Source organism: Acinetobacter qingfengensis (assembly GCF_008693185.1).
GTDB lineage: Bacteria > Pseudomonadota > Gammaproteobacteria > Pseudomonadales > Moraxellaceae > Acinetobacter > Acinetobacter qingfengensis.
Genome location: NZ_VXKN01000012.1, coordinates 24,377 through 44,285, shown reverse-complemented (window position 1 = coordinate 44,285; position 19,909 = coordinate 24,377). Strand labels below are relative to the sequence as shown.

Here is a 19,909-nt window from a genome sequence, read left to right as displayed (position 1 = left end):
TGGGCTAATATCATTTACGTTCGCGAGATTGATATTGCGCTGTGGCTTGCCAATAGTTTTTAATTTGCAAATAATTTAAAGCCTGATTTGTGAATGAAGGATTTATCCACGATTTCACATCAATATTTTTTCTAATTAAGCCCTGATTTTTTGCAAGATTAATTTTGTTCTGTAATTGATTTAAATAATATGGATCCAGTAATGGGGAATACGCAAATTTTAAGTTTGTTGCCTGTAATGCCTGTGCATAAACTGATGCAGGATAAGCTGCCTGAGTAAAAAACAGGGCAATTTGAGGTACTCTATTTTGCTCTTGGGATAACCAGTACAAACCTTTTACAACCTGATTCACAATTTGCTGAGTTTCTAATGGATGAATCTGAATAAATTCCCGGCGCCCGATCAATCCACCTTGCATTGAACCTGCACCATTAAGCTGGTTACTATTTACCGGTAACTTCACGACCCCTTTATCACGTAAAGCAAAAAACCTTGCTGGCCCCCACGAAGCATCAATTTTTTTGGCAACTAAAGCTGCATTAACTGCATTAAAATCTAGATTAATAATACGTACTTCTCGAGAATTAATGCCTTGACTGTTTAATGCTGTGATAAAACCCAGTTCATCTGCTGTTCCACGCAGTAAACCAACTTTTTTGCCTTTAAGATCGGATAGTTTTTTTATATTGACATCAGAACGTACGGCGAGATAACTTGGACTGCCACGCCCTACAGCCAACAACAATTGAGTATCTAATCCACCGGCCTTACCAATGATCAAGGGAAAATCACCTAAAAAAGCAAAATCAACTTGTTTATTGGCCAGAGCTTCATTAATTGCTGGTCCGGCACCTTTGAAAAATAGCCATTGTATTTTAATATTTTTTTTGGCAAATTCTTTTTCCAGCCACTGGTTAACATATAAAACGTCTACTACTCCACCACCAGCATGTTTATTTCCAGCACTAACATCAGGCGAAGCAATCCGAATGACTGTCGGTGATTGCGCTAAAATAGTCTGTGAAGTCATGAGTAAACATAATATTAAGAAATACTGATAAAATCGGATTATATTGTTCATCAACTTCCCCCATAAATATTTTGCATTGACTTGAAAACATGTTTATCAATCATGAATCAAATCCCTAAATACCAATATATGAAGTACAATTTAAACGATAGCTAAATGCCTAATCTGTAGCTTTTGCCCCAGATGTTTTAGCATTTAGTGATTTATATAGTGATAAAAAATATATAAATTTCATCCACTCAAGGCATAAAATTCAAGAAGTCATCTGCAATAAAAAATTATTTTCATTTTTATATAAGCTAAGGCATCTTTATAAATTTTAAAGTAAAATCATACAGTTATAATTTTATTGTAGAAATATGCATTACCCAGCCAACTTATGGTTTGAAATCATCACCCATCAAAGAATGCGTAAGGTAGCCAAGTATGAATAGTTTTAATGATCTGCCTTTATTGGACATCGGTGGCGGTACCAATAAAATCATTGAGCGTAGAATGTCAAACCATCCTGTAAATAAAATAACAAATAATTATTATCAACTTGCGATTGAACAACTAGCTGAATATAAATTTTTTCAATTATGTACAGAAGAACAAAAACAAAATATTTGCCATAATCTAAAAATACAACATTATCCAGCTGAACATTATATTTATACTGCTGACCAGACTTGTAATGAAGTCACCTTTATTCTCAATGGCATTATTAGAACTGCATGGACTTCACCGGAAGGTAAACACTATATTTATAAATTTTTACCTGCCGGTATCTTGACCAATATTGTGCCTATTATTACCCATCAATGCTTTGGACATGACCACATCAGTCACGAACCAACTACTGTTGCCATTATTCCGGGCGATATATTTGTAAATATTCTTCAATGCAATCCGAAAGTACTTTACGCTGTTTTTGAGTTAATCTGCAATCGTTCACATCATCAATATCATGATTGCTATTATCAGACAACTCAACCTTTACAGATACAACTTGCCAGACAATTACTTTATTTAATTGAGTATTTTTCCATACAATTTGAATCAAACATTAAAATTAGAATTAAACTGAGTCAGGAAAATCTGGCAGAATTACTCAATACATCAAGGAAAAATATTAATAGAGAATTGGCTATTTTAACTCAGGAAGGTATTGTTAAAGTCAGATACCATCAAATTTATATTCTTGATTTTCAGAAATTAAAAAATCTGATTCAATAAACCAATTTGAAAAATAATTAATTTTTTAAATCAAATGCACACATTGGTTTCTGCTGTCATCGAATAGATTGTTGTATGCGGAGTATTCAGTTGAATCTTGGCTTCAACGAGCTGCATTCAGCTAAGAATTTTGGCTTTCCATGTATTTTATTTGAACTTTTGGTATTTTGTTAAAGCAAACCATTTCGACATCCCCCTGAAAGTGAAATGGTTTTTTGTTCATGACTTAACAATCTCACCTGATGTTTGTGTATGGTTTTTACGATAATACAATCGCGTTAACACCATAATTGCAATTGCTGCAATAACAAAAATAAAGAGATAAGAACCATACAAACTTAATGGTGTAATACCCTGATCAAGAAAATATCCTGCAATGATTGGTGATGATATACCGCCAAAACGCCCTAAACCTGTGGCAAAACCAACACCCGTAGAGCGAACATCAGACTCATATACCACTGCTGAAATAGTATAAATTCCTGCCATACAACCATTGAGAAAAAAACCTAAAATGACAGCAATCACGGGCAATAAATCCAGATGATTGGTCATATTGACAAAGACAAAGATCGTCATTGCCACACAAAACAGGAAAACCGCTTGAATATGGAAAATTTTAAATTTTGTTGTGAGTAATCCAAGTGTTAACGAACCTAAAATACTGCCCATACTCACCCACATGCCGATTTGTACACCAGCTTGTGGCGATAAACCAGATTGTGCCATGATTTTTGGTGTCCAACCCATGACAAAGTAAAAACCATAAAGTAGAAAAAACATTGCTATCCACAAGCAAAGAGTCTGTGCAAGATAACGTGAGGCAAATAATTGTTTAACTGTACCTTGTTGCTGTCCTGAGGCAGCAATTACTGGCAAATTAGTAATGGATTTACGTTTTAGTTTTGCCAACACCGCATTGATTTTTGCCAAAGCTTTTTTAGGCTGTTTATTCAATAAATAATCCATTGATTCTGGAATATAAACATAAGCAACCAGCAATAAAACAAGTGTTGCAACACCACCAAACATGAAAGCATACCGCCAAGTATGCTGCTCAATAAAAACACCTGCCAAAATTCCGCCAATTGTTGCTCCTAAACCATAACCAGCGGAAAGTAGGGCAAGATTAAACCCGCGTACTTTTTTGGCAGAAAATTCAGCAGTTAAAACCATACAGCTAATTTGAATGCCGCCAATACCAATACCGGAAATAAAACGCGCAATGGCAAGTTCATTAAAGGTCTGCGCAAATGTTGCCGCCACCATACTGACACCACAAATTAAAGTACTGATCAGCACAAGATTACGGCGTCCGATTTTATCACCAAGAGGTGCGATACACAGTGAACCTACGGTCATACCGATAATACCGGCACTAATTAAAGTCCCGACCTGAGTACCATTTAGACCAAGCTCACCTGATACAGCACTCGCCACATACGCCATCACCATAAAGTCATAACCATCAACGATATAGAGTAGTAGGCAAATCGTGATAATGAGCCATTGAAATCTGGACATTGGTAAATTATCAATGTCGCTTCGAATTGGATGTGTGAACATAAAAAATCCTTATTCTATGTTGTCATTGTGCTTTGTTTTTCAATCAAAGCAAAGCTGACATGAATCATTACAAAACCAAAAATGCTGCACTACATTTGGCAATCAACTTGTTGTCTTGCCATGCTTCGCTTTCCATACTCAGCACTTTTTGCCCTTCCTTGATAAACCATGCTTTGGTTGCCACTATACCGACCTGACATGGTCTAAAAAAATCTGTATGTAAATTAATTGTTGTGGCTGGTCGTTCGGTATGATTTAAGGCACTTAAAACACCCATCACATCATCCAGAATAGCGCAGATCATACCGCCCTCAATACTGCCACGAGGATTGGTGAAACTTTGCTGGGTCTGATATTTGATCTGCAGAGTTCGTTGTCCTGCATCCCATTCAATATCATGACCGCCTAAAAAATGATGTATTGGCGGTAATTTTAAAAAATCAAACATCATACAACTCCCTTACCGTGAGATTTATTTAAATTTCCAGGTATAATCAATATTTACACGTGTTTCCCTTGTCGGTTTAATTGCTGCACTTGAAGTCATATTATTGTCCGAAATGGCATGACGAATACGGAAACCCAGATTTTTCAATTTACCTTCTGGCACCCGATACATCAGATCAAAATCAAGCTCGCTTTCATGCAGATCATCGCCACCAAGCAAATAAGGATTACCACCAGGCAAACTTTGATTGTTTGTAGTATGAATATTATTGGCATAGGTATATCGTGTCATAAACCTTAATCCTGGGATAAATGCTTTGGCATCATAGTCATAACGAATACTGTAGGTATGCTCTTTCGCATTCCAGAATTCATTGGGCCATGTATCCAGAAAAACACCAACTTCACTGTTATAAAGATAAGGAAAAGCTGTTTCGCCGCTATTGATAATCGTCCCTAAAGATAATTTATGCGCACCACGCTGAAAGCCAAAGTTTGCCATATACATATCGTTATCGATATTGCCGCCATTGGCATCGCCAATATCACGGCTACGATAATATTTGACATCACTGAGCAAATTGATATTTTCGGTTAACGGATAAGTATTTTCCAAACCACCTTCAATTTGGTCATAAATATTATCGACATTAAGATAGAACAAATGTGCCTTGGTTTGAGGTGAAAATTTATAATAACCACCAGCAAAATATACTGCATCCGTTGTGGCTTGCTGTTTAAAACGCCAATTGGTATTGGCTAAGCTGATTTTTTCCCAATCTGTTGAATCACGATGATTAACCTTATTGACGTAGGCTGCTGATAATTCAAAATTATCGATATCTTTTGAGCTTAAAGAGATTCCTTGAAATAATTGTGGTAACAAACGTGCCGGTGAGGTAATAAATACAGGATTCATGATATTCAGTGCACCCACTTTTAGCTCGGTTTGACTGACTTTCGCCTTCGCAGTCAATGCCACATCACCCCATGTTCTTGTATCATCCGATGGCACGACATACATCCCCCGACCAGCATTGTCGGAATTGATATTGATGCCAAGCGTGGCAATCATATCTGCCCCAAATTGAATTTTACCCGCTGTATAACCCGATTTTGCATCAAAAATAAAACCCTGCGCCCATGACACTGCTGAAGGTTGATTAACCGTATTGTTATAGAAATTTTTATTCATATAAAAATTTCTTGCTGTTAAACTCACTGAGCTGTCATCAATAAAACCGTCAGCATAAATCGGCATAGATACCGCCAATAAAGCCGGAATAATGAATAATTTTTGCATCATTTTCATCCTGAAAATTTATAAAATTCACATCCAAGTGTTTCAATAAACAAATCACTTTTGCTTATTTACCAAGTAAAGACCGTGCAACGATCTCTTTCATAATTTCGTTGCTTCCTCCATAAATCCGTTGTACACGCGCATCCACATAAAACCGCGAAATCGGATATTCCTGCATATAGCCATAACCACCAAAAAGTTGTAGTAATTGATCGACGATTTCTCCTTGTACATCAGTGATAAAACATTTCAATGCAGCCACATCGGTAATACTCAATTGTTGCTGTTGATATAAATTAATGCATTGTTGCAAAAATGCTGCTGCAGCTTTGGCCTTAATCTCTGCCTGAGCAATGACAAAACGAGTATTTTGCATTTGACTTAGATATTGCCCAAAAGCTTTACGTTCCTGCACATATTGTGCAGTCAATTCAATTGCACCTTGAATCGACCCCATAGCCATCATTGAAATGCTTAAACGTTCACGTGGTAATTCTTGCATTAAATAAGTAAAACCTTGATTTTCTTCACCTAATAATTGATTAACAGGCACTTCAACATGATCAAAAAATAATTCAAGCGTATCTTGCGCATGCAAACCAATTTTTTTGAGTGATCGGCCTTTCCCCACCCCTTGCAACGTTGCATCAACCAGAAAAATCGACATTCCCTTCGCGCCTTTAGCTGCATCAGTCTTGGCAACCAGTACGATTAAATCGGCATGGCGTCCATTGGAAATAAAGGTTTTACTACCATTAATAATATAATGATCATCTTGACGAACAGCTTGAGTACGAATGGCCTGTAAATCTGAACCGGCATTGGCTTCCGTCATGGCAATCGCAACCACCACCTCTCCTGTCACCATCTTGGGTAACCAATCATGCTTTTGTTGTTCGCTACCAATATTTTGAATATAGGGAGAAACCAGTTCACTTTGCCCACCTATCGCCACCGCCAATGCGGTAAATCCCGCACGTGCAGTTTCCTGAACAAGCATTAAGGAATATTTAACCGGTGCACCATAACCACCGTACTGTTCTGGCACATCAACGCATAGAAAACCGTTTTCGCCAAGTTTGTACCATAGCTCACGTGGGATTAAGCCATCTTCTTCCCATTGTTCATAATACGGTGCAACATGTTCAGCCAAAAAACGCTGAAAGTTACTGCGAAATAATTCATAGTCTTGATCCTGAATCATCATCATGTCCTTTTTGATGTTTGATCAATTTAAATTCGAATAATGAATGAATGCGTTGTGGTTTCATCATACAAAGCATCAATTAAAGCATGGCGGTGTTTGAGGATACTTGCCTGATTTAAATTACCTTTATCAGTGACTTCACCAGCATCAAGTTGAGGTGCTTCTGCCATCAAATATAATTTATTGACACGGTTGGAGCTGCCTGTCGCCTGTTGGTTGTATTGCTTTAAAAATTGTACAAACCATTCGCGGACTTCGGGATGGGAGAGAATTTTTTCAATACTGTTATTTTGTCGATCCAGCCCTGCAAGTTCGGCACATGCATCCATTTTGGGGAATATTAAAAAGCCAAGTGATGCCAGATTACAGCCTGTTACCGCCACATCCTGAATGAATTGATTTCCCGTTAATAAAACCCGATTACGCAAGGTACCCACATTCACAAATGTTCCTGTATTAAGTTTAAAATCTTCGGCAAGGCGTCCATCATACATCAGGCCTTGGCGTGGATCTTTGGCATCAACCAAACGCACGGCATCACCTGTGTGATAAAACCCTTCATCATCAAAAACATTGACTTGCTGATCGGCATTTAAGCGCCAATAGCCGTTCATCACATGCTTTCCTTTGGCACAAAACTCCAGTTTGTCGCCTGTAGGCACCAATTTGATGGTACATCCCGGAGCAGGATAACCAATAAAACCAGCCATGACTTGTGGCCCTGTTGTAAATGCACACGATGGTGCTGTTTCCGTCATACCTAAACCGCTCATAATCCGAATACTTTCACCACAATGTTGTTGTGCAATTTGATCTAGACGATCCCAGGCAGCATTGGATAATGCTGCACCAGCAAAGAATAAAATTTTGACTTTTGCATAGAAACGATCACGCAATTCCTGATCATTTTCCAAAGCAATGGTGAGCTCTTCCCAGCCCTTGGGTACATTAAAATAAACTGTTGGTGAAATTTCTTTTAAATTACGGATTGTTTCATCAAATTTACCTGTTACGGGTTTTCCATCATCAATATAAATCGTCCCACCGTTATATAAAGCAATTCCGACATTATGACTACCACCAAAAGTATGGTGCCAAGAAAGCCAATCCAATAAAACAGGAGGCTCATCTGCAAATTCTGGAAATGTTTGCAATAACATTTGCTGATTAACACACAGCATCAAATGCGTGGTTGGTACAGCTTTTGGCATTTTTGTAGAGCCAGAGGTAAATAAAAACTTAGCAATGGTATGCTCATCCAAAGTTGCATAATGGGTTTGAATATCTGTAATCGGTGTATCAAGTAAATGTGCAAAGCATGTACACGATTTTTCAGCCACTTTGCCAGAGTTGGTGACCACTTCCATATCATCATTGACACAGGCCTGAATGGCTTTGGCAAATAACTGGCCATCATTGGCATAAACCATACCTGGTGTCAGAACATCAATGACATGTTTAAGCTTACCAAAATCTTTTGAAATCAAAGAATAAGATGGTGAAATTGCCGAAAATGGTACACCGGCGAACATGGCTGCCATTGATAAAACCAAATGTTCAAGATCATTGCCTGATAAAATAATTAAGGGACGATTTTCTGACAAATTACGTTGATGTAATGCCTGAGCAATCCGCCATGCACGATGAGCAACTTCCGCATAGCTAAGCTTGATCCATTCACCATTTTCATCACGTTTCGCTGCAAAAATCCGATCTGGGTGTGTTTTGGCAAATTGAATTAAGCAATCCGTTAATTTTTGTGGATAATCCTGCAACTGTTCTTGCGGATAAATATAGAGTGCACCATCTTTATATTCATAATTAATCTCATGGCTACCCAAACGCACATAACGCTCGGGATAATTTGGCGGAACTGTTTTTGCGTGTGCCATTGCATACTCCATGTATTCGGATAACCTCATGTCATCCATATATCGCATCATGCGAAATGATTATTTTGGCTTAATTCATTTGAGCATCTCTTCTACCTGGCTCAGGCAGCTTAGATTGGATAATGTCGGGAGTCGGTTTGTACTGTAATCCAGCGTAATTCTGTAAATTCGGCAATAGATGCCTTACTGCCAAAACGTCCATAGCCACTTTGCTTCACGCCACCAAATGGCATTGGTGCCTCATCCTGTACAGTTGCACTATTAATATGGCAGATTCCCGATTCAATACGCTTGGCAATCGCAAGTGCCTGAGCAATATTTTGGCTAAATACTGCTGCAGATAAGCCATAATCACTGTCATTCGCCAAAGCAATGCCTTCATCAATGCTGTTAAATCGTTGAATGGTACAGACCGGTGCAAAAGATTCTTCAGCATACAATTTCATCTGTTTTGTCACATCAACAACAATACTGGGTTGTACAATAGTACCCTCTATGTGAATACCTAAAGGTAGTATCGCGCCATGATCCAGCGCATCTTGTAATAAAAGCTGCATACGCTGGGCAGCCTTAACACTTTCCATTGTACCCAGTTGATTCTCTGCGATTCTTGGATCACCTGCTTTCAAAGTTCTGGCTTTTTCGGTAAGTTTTTCAGTAAATACATCGGCAATATCAGCCTGTACCAAAACATGCTCAGTTGACATACAGATTTGACCCTGATTAAAAAAAGCACCAAAGGCAACTGCATTGACCGCTTCTTCCAGATCGGCATCATTGAGAATGATAACTGGCGCTTTACCCCCTAACTCAAGTAAAACCGGTTTGAGATATTTGGCGGCTGTTTCGGCAATAATCTTACCTACACGGGTTGAACCTGTGAAATTGACACGTTTCACCAGTGGATGACTGACCAACCGTTCAACAACTTGTGCTGCATCTTCAGCGCGATGAGTAATCACATTGACCACACCTTCACCAATACCAGCCTCTGCCAAAACCTGACCCAATAAACGATGTGTTGCCGGACACGATTCAGAGGCTTTAAGGACTACGGTATTACCACAAGCCAGTGGCATAGCAAGCGCACGTGTAGCCAAAATAATCGGGGCATTCCACGGTGCCATGCCCACAATGACACCGCACGGTACACGTATAGCCATTGCCAGACTGCCCGGTACCTCAGACGGAATAACACTGCCATCAATCTGTGTGGTCATCGCTGCAGCTTCACGCAACATATTGGCAGCAAGATGCACATTAAATCCATACCAAGTCGCAGATGAACCAATTTCCGTTACCGCAACATCAATAAATTGCTGTGTTTTCTGACTCAACAAATCTGCGGCTTTTAACAAGCGTAATCGGCGCTCTGCTGGTGTTAATGTTGACCACATTGCAAAGGCTTGATGTGCTGACTCAATGGCTTTATCAACATCCTCAATGCTTGCTGCGGCCGCAACACTTGCGACTTTGCCATCTATTGGACTAATGCGTTCAAAGGTTGCCCCATGACTTGCATCTAATGACTGTCCATGAATTAATAATTGTACATTTTGCATGACCAATATCCTTTTTGGTGCATCTCATTCGAGTATTAAGCTGTTTTTTTACGTTTGTAGCTTTGTAATCCCGGTTTAATACTTTTTTCATCCAGAAATTGTTTTAACCCTTCGGCACGACCACCTTCGGTATCACGATGGCTACATTGGTCGATTTTTGCATATAAATAGTCTTCATTCTGATCCCAGGTTAATTCACGACAACGCTTAAAACCATTTTTTGCATAACGTAAAACAATAGGATTTTTCTCTAACAGCACATGACATAATTCGGTGACTTCTGCTTTGAGTTGGTGAAGCGGTACACTTTTATTCACCAAGCCCATTTTTTCAGCTTCCTGTCCTGAAAAAGGCTTGCCTGTCATAATGTAATATAAAGAAGCACGGTGACCGACTGTATCAGCCATGGCTTTGCTGACCAAATTACCCGGTGGAATTCCCCAGTTCACTTCTGACAATCCAAAAGTTGCTTCATCGGCACAAATCGCCAGATCACAGGCAACAAGTGGCGAAAAACCACCGCCAAAGCACCAGCCATTAACCATTGCGATGGTTGGTTTTGAATACATACGCAATAATTGCCATTGCCAACGACACGAGTCACGACGAATACGTTCCTGAATATAATCAGATTTTGCATCAATTTCACGAAAATATTCCTTTAAATCCATACCTGCAGTCCATGAATCCCCTGCACCCGTCAATACCAGAACCTGTGCCTCATCATCTAATTCCAGAGTTTCAAGTACATCTATCATTTCCCGATTTAAGGTTGGGCTCATTGCATTGCGTTTTTCTGGCCGATTGAGGGTAATCCATGCAATGCCATTTTCAACCTTAACTTCCACTGTTTCCCATTTATTTTCGTATGTCATGTTGTACTCCTAAACTGACACCAATCCTGTTTGTGCTTTCAATATAATATAAGACAGACTTATATTCAATAATTAAATTTAATTTTTAACAATTTAATTTAATTATTGAATATCAACATATTAATTTAATTATTAAATTTCTTAATTATAAGTTAGACTGATAAAAATTATATTTTAATGACATTTAATTTTGCTGAATAGGAATTTAATTTTGATATAAATTGTGCTTTAATTCCCAACCCTATCCCTGCTATTACAATAATTTAGTTTAGGACGATTGATTAAAATGACCGAGCATACCAACATCGCTAAATCCGGCACGACTTTAAGTTACGCAATTGCCCGTACTGATCGTTTAATTAATAAAATTTTGAATGATGAGTTGAAAAAACTAAATATTTCACTGTCACAATTTACCATGCTCTCAGTCATTCAACGTAAGCCCGGTCTATCCAATGCCAAACTTGCCGAGCTATCATTTATCAAACCGCAATCAGCAACCAAAGTGATCCAAGAACTTGAAAATCATCAATGGATTACCAAGCGATCAGATCCGGAACATGGTCGGCGGATCCTGATTGAATTATCTGCTTTAGGTTTGGAAAAAGTACAAGCTTGCCGTGAAATTGTTCGCCATGTAGAAAGCCAAATGCTGGGCTCTATTGATAGTAATCTCGCCATGGTGATTAAAAATAATTTAGACATCATGTCCAATCATTTAAAGCATTACACCACGCAAAATCATGAATAACTAATTTAAGGCGTAACGGATTTCCTGAGCAGTCTGCCTGAGTTTTGGTAAAATATGTTCATATAAATCATGTGCATCAATTTGATTAGTGGTACTAATACAATTAAGCGCCGCAATCGCATGACCTGTTGAAGATAAAAGTGGTACGGCAATTGCGATAACACCCAATTCATGCTCTTCTTTTGAAAGACAATAATCTTGCTGGCTAATTTCAATCATACGCTGCTTAAATACATCTTCATCGATAATGCTATATGGCGTAAGGCGTTTCAAACCAAACTGCTCGATCCATTGCTGTAACTCATCTGAACTTAGATAAGACAAAAGTAATTTACCAGTCGAAGTCGCATGTGCAGGTAAACGGTTACCCAAATGAATTCCATAAGGCATGATGCACTGCTCATTCTGACGCATAACACTATGTGCAACCGGAACAACTTCATGACCATCCAGAACTACAATCGAAAAACTTAGATCTGTCATCTGATTTAGTGCATTAAGATACGGTTGTGCTAATTTTGGTAAAAAACTAGAATTCAGGTAAGCACTTGAAAATCTTAGTACTTTATGAGTAATCCAATAATGCGTACCATCACTGGAAAGATAACCCAAATATTTAAAGGTATACAAATAACGACGAACTGCTGTACGGCTAATTTTGGTTTTGGCAGCGACCTGCCCCACACTCAATCGTTGTCGCTCGGTACCAAAGGCTTCTAGCACCTGCATGCCTTTGGCAAGGCTACTGATATAATGTTCATTTAAAATTTCTTCTGATGAAATCGGATTAATCTTTTTTTGCTTGTCCATACTTAAAATTTTATCCATATTTTGTCCATTATACGGACAAATATAATCAATAACGGACAAAATGACGAGCAGCTAACTGGTCTAATATGAATGAAAATCGTAAGGTTTTAGTCATCTTATTAGATCAAGCAAAAAGGATGCAAAGACATGGAAAGGTTAAACACACAGGTGGCTATTATTGGTTCAGGACCAGCAGGATTATTACTTGGACAACTCCTTTACAAAGCTGGTATTGATCACATTATCATCGAACAACGTTGTGCAGAATATGTAGCCGCACGTATTCGTGCAGGTATTTTAGAGCAAGTATCTGTTGATTTACTCAAAAAAGCTGGTGTGACCGAAAATTTAGAAAAATATGGTTTAACCCATGACGGTATCGAAATTTTAACCCATCAAAAGAAATACAGAATTAATTTAAACAAACTGACAGATGGCAAGCAAGTTACAGTTTATGGCCAAACAGAAATCACCAAAGATTTAATGCATGCACGTCAAACAGCAAAATTACAAAGTTTCTACGATGCGCAAAATGTACATATTCATAATTTTGATAGCAATCCCTACGTTACTTTTGAAAAAAATGGGCAAACTTATCATATTGACTGCCAATTTATCGCAGGTTGTGATGGTTATCATGGAATATGCCGTGCCAGTGTACCTCAGGATAAAATTAAAACTTTTGAAAAAGTTTATCCATTTGGCTGGCTTGGTGTACTTGCCGATGTTCCCCCTGTAGCAGATGAATTAATTTATGTGCAATCTGAACGTGGTTTTGCCTTATGTAGTATGCGTTCAAACACCCGTAGCCGTTATTATTTGCAAGTTCCCATAACTGACTCAGTCGAAAACTGGTCAGATGATGCATTTTGGCAAGAATTAAAAAATCGCCTTGATGAAAATAGTCGAAATAAGCTCATTACAGGCATATCCATTGAAAAAAGCATTGCACCACTTCGGAGTTTTATTACCGAACCAATGCGTTTTGGCAAATTATTTCTGGCAGGTGATGCAGCACATATCGTTCCACCTACAGGCGCAAAAGGTTTAAACCTCGCTACAGCAGATGTTGGCTTTTTAGCCGATGCTTTAGATCAATACTTTAATCAACATTCTAGTAAAGGGATAAATCAATATTCAGAAAAATGTCTGGCACGAGTATGGAAAGCTGAGCGATTTTCGTGGTGGATGACGCATTTATTACATCGTTTTGATAACGAATCAGAATTTGATCACCGCATGAAACAAGCCGAACTAAGTTATATTTTAGAATCTTATGCCGGTCAAAGCTCTTTGGCAGAAAATTATGTTGGCTTACCCTTTGAAGCAGATAAAAAACTCGAAGCCTTAAATGTCTAAATCATCTAGTTTACAAGGTCTGACCACATCAGTAGACCTTGTTTCATTTCCAGTGTTTAAGCAATCTGCTGTTGCTCACGTTTCACTTCTCGGCTCAATAATAAAATTAAAACAATGGCAAAAATGAAAACCACACCATAATAAGCATAAATCGTAGCTGCTGCGATATGCTGATCCAAGAATACCCCTGCCACAATCGGTGATAATATTGCACCCAGTCGACCAAAACCAATGGCATAACCAACCCCACGATTACGCACATCTGCTGCATAAATTGTGGGGGAAATAGAATATAAACCCGCAACACAGCCATTGATCAGTAAACCTAAAAAGACACCGACAATAAATGCTGTACTCACCTGAGCAGACACACTCACAAATAAAAACACACACAAGGCAGTTAAACCCAAAAATGAACTCAATGCATAAAAAATACGAATCTTAGCTGCCAACAAACCAATAATTGCTGCACCAAAAATACCACCAATACTGATTAAGATGCCGGCACTCACGCCTTGTTTAGCCGACATGCCCATAGCAATTAAAATTTTTGGTGTCCAACTCATGACAAAATAAAAGCCAAACATCACCAAAAAAAACGAGAACCACAACAACAGGGTTTGTCGTGCTTTATTGCCGTGGAATAATTTTGATATGGCAGTTTGTTCTTGCTGTACGGTTAACACTGCTGCATCAGGTAATTGTGCAATCGTCTGTATTTTCATTTTTTGCAAAATCTTGTTTGTAATCAATAAAGCGTTTTTAGGACGTTTAGCAAACAAATAATCCAATGATTCAGGTAGTAACCAAATTGCCAATACCAACATCACTACTGTTGTTATACCACCAGCCAAAAATACCGAACGCCAACCGAACTCACCAATTAAAGTTAATGACAACACTCCCCCTAATGTGGCTCCAATTCCATAACCAGTGGACATTAAACTCACTGCCAAACTACGCCATCGCACATTTGCATATTCGCTTGCCACCACATTACTACTCGCCAGAATTCCGCCAACACCCAAACCTGTGACAAAACGGAATATTGCCAGCATAGTGTGTGAGGTCGCTTCAGCAGAAGCCAACATACTTGCAGCAGCAATTGCCAGACAGGTTAAAATTAATTTCCGACGACCAATTTTATCGGCAAAAGGCGCAAGAAAAATAGATCCTCCCGCCATACCAAATAAACCTGCACTTAATAATATGCCCACGTGTGAAGCACTAAGATGCCACTCAGCAGACACAGATGGCGCAGTAAATGCCATAACCATGACATCAAAGCCATCGATAATATTCAAACAAATACAGATCCCGATCACAAACCATTGATACATTGTCATCGGCTGTTGGTTGATATGCGTTAAAATTGTATTACTTGACATAAAGGTACTCCCAATCTGGATCGGAAGCACACGTTTTGCACCATACATGGTGAAATATTGGGTGATTATGTATATCCATATCCATAATTGCCTAAAAAATGATTTTTAACTGAAATTCCTATTTCATCTTATAAAATTAGAATATTGGATCCAAAAAAGCAACAGATCAAAATATATAATAGAGATAAATTACCATCTAATTTTTATAAGCTTCTGAATTATATCTACATAAATCTATATTTAATTTTAATAATAAACTGTTATTTTGTGTCTTTCTTTATTTTAAACAAAAATCACTTGACCAATACCGATTAAATCCAATAAATTGGATCCAATAAGTGATAAGGAGTCATCACAATGTTTATCAAAAATGCTTGGTACGTCGCTTGCCGCCCCGAAGAAGTACAAGATAAACCTTTAGGACGAAAAATTTGCGGTGAAAATATTGTTTTTTACCGTGGTCATCATCAACAGGTATTTGCAGTCGAGGATTTTTGCCCACATCGCGGTGCACCACTTTCTTTAGGTTATGTCGAAAATGGTGAATTGGTCTGTGGTTATCATGGCTTAGTCATGGGCTGTGAAGGAAAAACTGTTTCCATGCCAGGTCAAAGAGTCAATGGTTTTCCATGCAATAAAACATTTGCCGTGATTGAAAAATTTGGATTTATCTGGATTTGGCCGGGAAATAAAGATGAGGCTGATGTTAACGCATTACCCGAACTTGAATGGGCCGATAATCCCGAGTGGGGCTATGGTGGCGGTTTATTCCATATCCACTGTGATTATAAATTAATGATCGACAATTTAATGGATTTGACCCACGAAACCTATGTACATGCAAGCAGTATCGGACAAAAAGAAATTGATGAAGCTGCCCCTACAACCAAAGTGGAAGGTGATCATGTCATTACTGAACGCTATATGGAGAATATTTATGCCCCCCCATTTTGGCAAATGGCATTAAGAGGTAATTATTTGCCTGATGAGGCTTTAATTGATCGTTGGCAACGTTGCCATTTTTATGCACCAAGTAATGTACATATCGAAGTTGGGGTGGCATTGGCTGGTCATGGTGGCTATGATGCACCGAAAAATAAAAAAGTATCTGCTGTTGTCGTAGATTTTATTACGCCAGAAACAGAAACGTCACATTGGTATTTTTGGGGAATGGCACGTAATTTCCAGCCAGATAATCCAGAGTTAACCAGTAGTATTCGTGAAGGTCAAGGCAAAATTTTTACTGAAGATCTGGAAATGCTTGAACGCCAACAACAAAATATTCTCAATTATCCAAATCGTAAACTATTGATGCTGAATATTGATGCAGGCGGTGTGCAATCCCGCAAAATTATTGATCGTTTACTCGATGCCGAAAAGCCAACACTGCCAACGTCAGGTCAAACACGGCAATTTCCCAATATTCGCATTATATAAGGAGTCATGACATGGATGTCATTATTGATAAAATTCATCAACTCACACCAACAATTCGTGCATTCGAGTTAATTGCAACTGATTCAACCGCATTAACTCCTTTTAGTGCGGGATCACATGTTGATGTATTTTTAAAAAATGGTTTAACACGACAATATTCCTTATCAAATTGTTGCAGTGAACAACATCGTTATGTGATTGCCGTTTTGCATGATGCAAATTCTAGAGGTGGCTCTGCATGTATGCATGAGCAATATCATGAAGGTGATATCTTATCAATTGGCCAGCCACGCAATTTATTCGAGATACATCCTGAAACAGAAAGTGCCGTGCTATTTGCAGGAGGTATTGGCATTACCCCAATATTGGCAATGGCATATCATTTTAAACGTAACAATATCTCTTTTGAACTACACTATTTTGTCCGTAGTCGTGAGCAAATTGCTTTTTATGGCAATCTAACCGCACATTTTGCTGATCAGATTTATTTTCATATTAATGAAGAACCTGAAAGCAAAGCAAATATGGCAGAAATCTTGGCACAACGCGCTGATACACGCCATCTCTATGTATGTGGTCCAAATGGTTTTATGGATTTTGTCATCCAGTCCGCACGACAAACAGAATGGCAAAATGCACAAATTCATCAAGAACATTTTATTGCTGAAAAAATAGATACATCAGGTGATCAGGCCTTTACAATCGAGATCAAAGGTTATGACACACCAATAGAAGTCCCTGCACATCAAACTGTTGCCACAGCATTAATAACACATGGTTTTGATATTCCGCTATCATGCGAGCAAGGTATCTGTGGTACATGCATATTAAACGTTATAGAAGGTATTCCAGAACATCGTGATTTATTTATGACAGATGCAGAACATGCTGCAAATACACAATTTACACCCTGTTGTTCACGTGCGAAAACTGCAAAATTAGTGATTGAATTATAAAGAAGTTATAAACTGATCGAGAAGCTATCTTTTTTCTTCGGTTTGTGGATTTAAAATTGGTTGTACAGTTGAAGCAAAAATCACAACTCGACTATGCTCACGCATAAGAATTTCAGCACGTCCGGCTTGTCGATGCAGTAAGGCTTCATAAATCGAACAATGCTGAAGATGCGCAAATTGTAAACGGCGATATTCTGATAGGGCATGTTGATGATCGAAGGTCAATGCATTTGCTGATGCCAAAGGCAATTGATTATTTTTATTGAGCGCTTGAATAATTGCAATATTTTGTGCGCCCTGAATAATCGTACTGTGAAAAATCTCATTATATTGATGATATTTTTCCAGTTCTTCTTCCCCAAATTCTCCCTTTTCAAATAATTTTTCCGAATCATGTATACATTTTAATAAAGTGGCTTGCTGTTCTATAGACATACCTTTTTCAGCAAGTGTTTTTGCTGCAAGGCCTTCTAATACGCCCCTTACTTCCAAAGCCTGACTAATCAGTTCATTTGAAATTTCACGCACAATATAACCACGCGTGGAATTTTTAATCAGCAAACCTTCTTGTTCTAACAGACGAAATGCCACCCGAATTGGTTGTCTTGATACACCAAGTAATTCAGCAGTTGGAATTTCTGCAATACGCATGCCTCCGACCAACTCACCTGAAATAATCATTTTTCTTAATTTTAATAAAACTTGCTGCCCGGATAGCATTTAACATTTCCTTCAAGTAAGAATATATAAGTGATTATTTACATAAAATAATAAATTTAAGAATAAAAAAATCACGATCTACAAAAAAACAACCTAAAACTAATGCGATAGCATGCAAAATTTGTCTTTGCCATCATTCTCAAATTTAATCATGACAAAATAATTTGTAGCATAAATGTGCTTTAAATATACACACTAACAATGACCATAGGCCCATAAAATAATGTTTAAAGTATTAAATTTGATGAAGACAATAAATATTAATAAAAAATTATAGTGTCGGAGTATATAATATATTCTACCCATAAAAAAAGACCTTATCAACTGATAAGGCCTCTTAAGAATTTGGAGCGGGAAACGAGACTCGAACTCGCGACCCCAACCTTGGCAAGGTTGTGCTCTACCAACTGAGCTATTCCCGCATGCCGCATATAATAACGTATTCATATATGCTTGCAAGCTTTTTTTAAGCTTTTCAATCAAGTGAATAAATAATCTGCATTTTTGCATTTCTTTACGAAATTTAATTTCGTTTCTATTTAAACTTTATGTAAAGCATAAAATAAAGGGTTAAAGGAATTTTATATGCGAGTTTTAGCAACCACCACATTAACGGCTGCACTTATACTTTCAGGTTGTTCCAGTACAACACTAACTAGTACCACTGGTGTAGACCGTAAGCAATTACTTTTAGTTTCAGAATCTGAAGTGAATGCATTATCGGCACAAAACTATAATCAATTGGTTTCACAAGCAAAATCCAAAGGGGTATTGAACACCAATAGTACCCAAAAAGCACGGTTACAACGTATTGCAAATCGACTGATTCCGCAAGCAAAGACATTACGTCCAGAAGCTGCTTCTTGGCAGTGGCAAGTCAATTTAATCAAAAGTGATGAGTTGAATGCCTTTTGTGCCCCAGGTGGAAAAATTATGTTCTACACAGGGATTATTGATCGCCTAAAACTTACAGATGATGAAATTGCAGCCATTATGGGGCATGAAATGGCACATGCCTTACGTGAACATGGCCGTGAAAATGTATCTCGTGCTTATGCACAACAGGCAGGTCTAGGCATTCTTGCTGCTGCAACGGGAATGAGTGAAGGACAGGCACAAGTTGCCAATCTTGTAGGTCAAATCGGCATTGGTTTACCCAATAACCGTACACAGGAATCCGAAGCAGATGTGCTAGGTCTGGAGTTGATGGCACGTGCAGGTTATAACCCTCAGGCTGCGGTTTCATTGTGGAAGAAAATGATTGCTGCCAATGGAGCCGGTGGATCACAACTATTAAGTACTCACCCTAATCCTGAAAATCGGATTAAAAATATTGAAGCCTTACTACCTAAAGTCATGCCACTTTATTTGCAGGCGAAACGTTAAAG

At 38.2% G+C, this 19,909-nt stretch carries 17 protein-coding genes and 1 tRNA gene; 6 read left to right on the top strand and 12 right to left on the bottom strand.

The features are described 5' to 3' along the window. Nucleotides 1–10 precede the first annotated feature (10 nt). On the bottom strand, nt 11–1,030 hold the full coding sequence (locus F4V57_RS13230; RefSeq protein WP_227515726.1) for an ABC transporter substrate-binding protein: 1,020 nt from the start codon (nt 1,028–1,030) through the stop codon (nt 11–13). Between the two features lie 426 nt (nt 1,031–1,456). Between F4V57_RS13230 and F4V57_RS13225 the strand changes: the two genes are divergently transcribed. Continuing rightward, nucleotides 1,457–2,248, top strand: a complete 792-nt coding sequence (locus F4V57_RS13225; protein WP_070071105.1) for a Crp/Fnr family transcriptional regulator — start codon at nt 1,457–1,459, stop codon at nt 2,246–2,248. Between the two features lie 219 nt (nt 2,249–2,467). On the opposite strand, the gene F4V57_RS13220 is transcribed toward F4V57_RS13225, so the two are convergent. The 7 genes from F4V57_RS13220 to F4V57_RS13190 form a co-directional block, all read right to left on the bottom strand. Continuing rightward, nucleotides 2,468–3,814: an MFS transporter gene (locus tag F4V57_RS13220; protein ID WP_070071106.1), complete on the bottom strand. Its 1,347-nt coding sequence runs from the start codon at nt 3,812–3,814 to the stop codon at nt 2,468–2,470. A 67-nt stretch (nt 3,815–3,881) separates the two neighbouring features. After that, entirely contained in the window at nt 3,882–4,262 is a 381-nt protein-coding gene (locus tag F4V57_RS13215; RefSeq protein WP_141729301.1) for a PaaI family thioesterase, read from the bottom strand. Between the two features lie 24 nt (nt 4,263–4,286). Beyond that, nucleotides 4,287–5,564, bottom strand: a complete 1,278-nt coding sequence (locus tag F4V57_RS13210; protein ID WP_070071108.1) for an OprD family outer membrane porin — start codon at nt 5,562–5,564, stop codon at nt 4,287–4,289. A gap of 64 nt (nt 5,565–5,628) precedes the next feature. Next, nucleotides 5,629–6,768 carry an acyl-CoA dehydrogenase family protein gene (locus tag F4V57_RS13205; RefSeq protein ID WP_070071109.1) on the bottom strand — a complete coding sequence of 380 codons (1,140 nt, stop codon included), beginning with the start codon at nt 6,766–6,768 and terminating at the stop codon, nt 5,629–5,631. 29 nt (nt 6,769–6,797) lie between these two features. Further along, complete coding sequence (locus F4V57_RS13200; RefSeq protein WP_070071110.1) at nt 6,798–8,663, bottom strand: feruloyl-CoA synthase; 1,866 nt, start codon at nt 8,661–8,663, stop codon at nt 6,798–6,800. 110 nt (nt 8,664–8,773) lie between these two features. Next, complete coding sequence (locus tag F4V57_RS13195; RefSeq protein WP_070071111.1) at nt 8,774–10,225, bottom strand: aldehyde dehydrogenase; 1,452 nt, start codon at nt 10,223–10,225, stop codon at nt 8,774–8,776. A 35-nt stretch (nt 10,226–10,260) separates the two neighbouring features. Further along, nucleotides 10,261–11,100: a p-hydroxycinnamoyl CoA hydratase/lyase gene (locus F4V57_RS13190; protein WP_070071112.1), complete on the bottom strand. Its 840-nt coding sequence runs from the start codon at nt 11,098–11,100 to the stop codon at nt 10,261–10,263. Nucleotides 11,101–11,386: 286 nt separating this feature from the next. Between F4V57_RS13190 and F4V57_RS13185 the strand changes: the two genes are divergently transcribed. After that, nucleotides 11,387–11,851, top strand: a complete 465-nt coding sequence (locus F4V57_RS13185; RefSeq protein ID WP_070071113.1) for a MarR family winged helix-turn-helix transcriptional regulator — start codon at nt 11,387–11,389, stop codon at nt 11,849–11,851. Here F4V57_RS13185 and F4V57_RS13180 read toward each other — a convergent pair whose 3' ends face one another. Next, nucleotides 11,852–12,661 carry an IclR family transcriptional regulator domain-containing protein gene (locus F4V57_RS13180; protein ID WP_070071141.1) on the bottom strand — a complete coding sequence of 270 codons (810 nt, stop codon included), beginning with the start codon at nt 12,659–12,661 and terminating at the stop codon, nt 11,852–11,854. Nucleotides 12,662–12,808: 147 nt separating this feature from the next. Between F4V57_RS13180 and pobA the strand changes: the two genes are divergently transcribed. After that, nucleotides 12,809–14,020: a 4-hydroxybenzoate 3-monooxygenase gene (gene pobA, locus F4V57_RS13175; protein WP_070071114.1), complete on the top strand. Its 1,212-nt coding sequence runs from the start codon at nt 12,809–12,811 to the stop codon at nt 14,018–14,020. A gap of 56 nt (nt 14,021–14,076) precedes the next feature. Here the strand turns inward: pobA and F4V57_RS13170 are convergent, their stop codons facing one another. Then, nucleotides 14,077–15,408, bottom strand: a complete 1,332-nt coding sequence (locus F4V57_RS13170; protein ID WP_070071142.1) for an MFS transporter — start codon at nt 15,406–15,408, stop codon at nt 14,077–14,079. Nucleotides 15,409–15,765: 357 nt separating this feature from the next. Here F4V57_RS13170 and F4V57_RS13165 point away from each other — a divergent pair, with 357 nt between their 5' ends. Together F4V57_RS13165 and F4V57_RS13160 are read left to right on the top strand one after the other, a co-directional pair. Beyond that, entirely contained in the window at nt 15,766–16,845 is a 1,080-nt protein-coding gene (locus F4V57_RS13165; RefSeq protein WP_070071115.1) for an aromatic ring-hydroxylating dioxygenase subunit alpha, read from the top strand. Nucleotides 16,846–16,856: 11 nt separating this feature from the next. Further along, nucleotides 16,857–17,801, top strand: coding sequence for a PDR/VanB family oxidoreductase (locus tag F4V57_RS13160; protein ID WP_070071116.1), 945 nt, complete (start codon nt 16,857–16,859; stop codon nt 17,799–17,801). Nucleotides 17,802–17,825: 24 nt separating this feature from the next. Here F4V57_RS13160 and F4V57_RS13155 read toward each other — a convergent pair whose 3' ends face one another. Together F4V57_RS13155 and F4V57_RS13150 are read right to left on the bottom strand one after the other, a co-directional pair. Next, nucleotides 17,826–18,521 (bottom strand): GntR family transcriptional regulator, encoded by a 696-nt coding sequence (locus tag F4V57_RS13155; RefSeq protein WP_070071117.1) that lies wholly within the window; start codon nt 18,519–18,521, stop codon nt 17,826–17,828. A gap of 346 nt (nt 18,522–18,867) precedes the next feature. Continuing rightward, nucleotides 18,868–18,943, bottom strand: a tRNA-Gly gene (locus F4V57_RS13150). 163 nt (nt 18,944–19,106) lie between these two features. On the opposite strand from F4V57_RS13150, the gene F4V57_RS13145 reads away from it, so the two are divergent. After that, a complete protein-coding gene (locus F4V57_RS13145) occupies nt 19,107–19,907 on the top strand; it encodes a M48 family metallopeptidase (protein WP_070071118.1) in 801 nt (266 codons plus the stop codon). Nucleotides 19,908–19,909 lie beyond the last annotated feature (2 nt).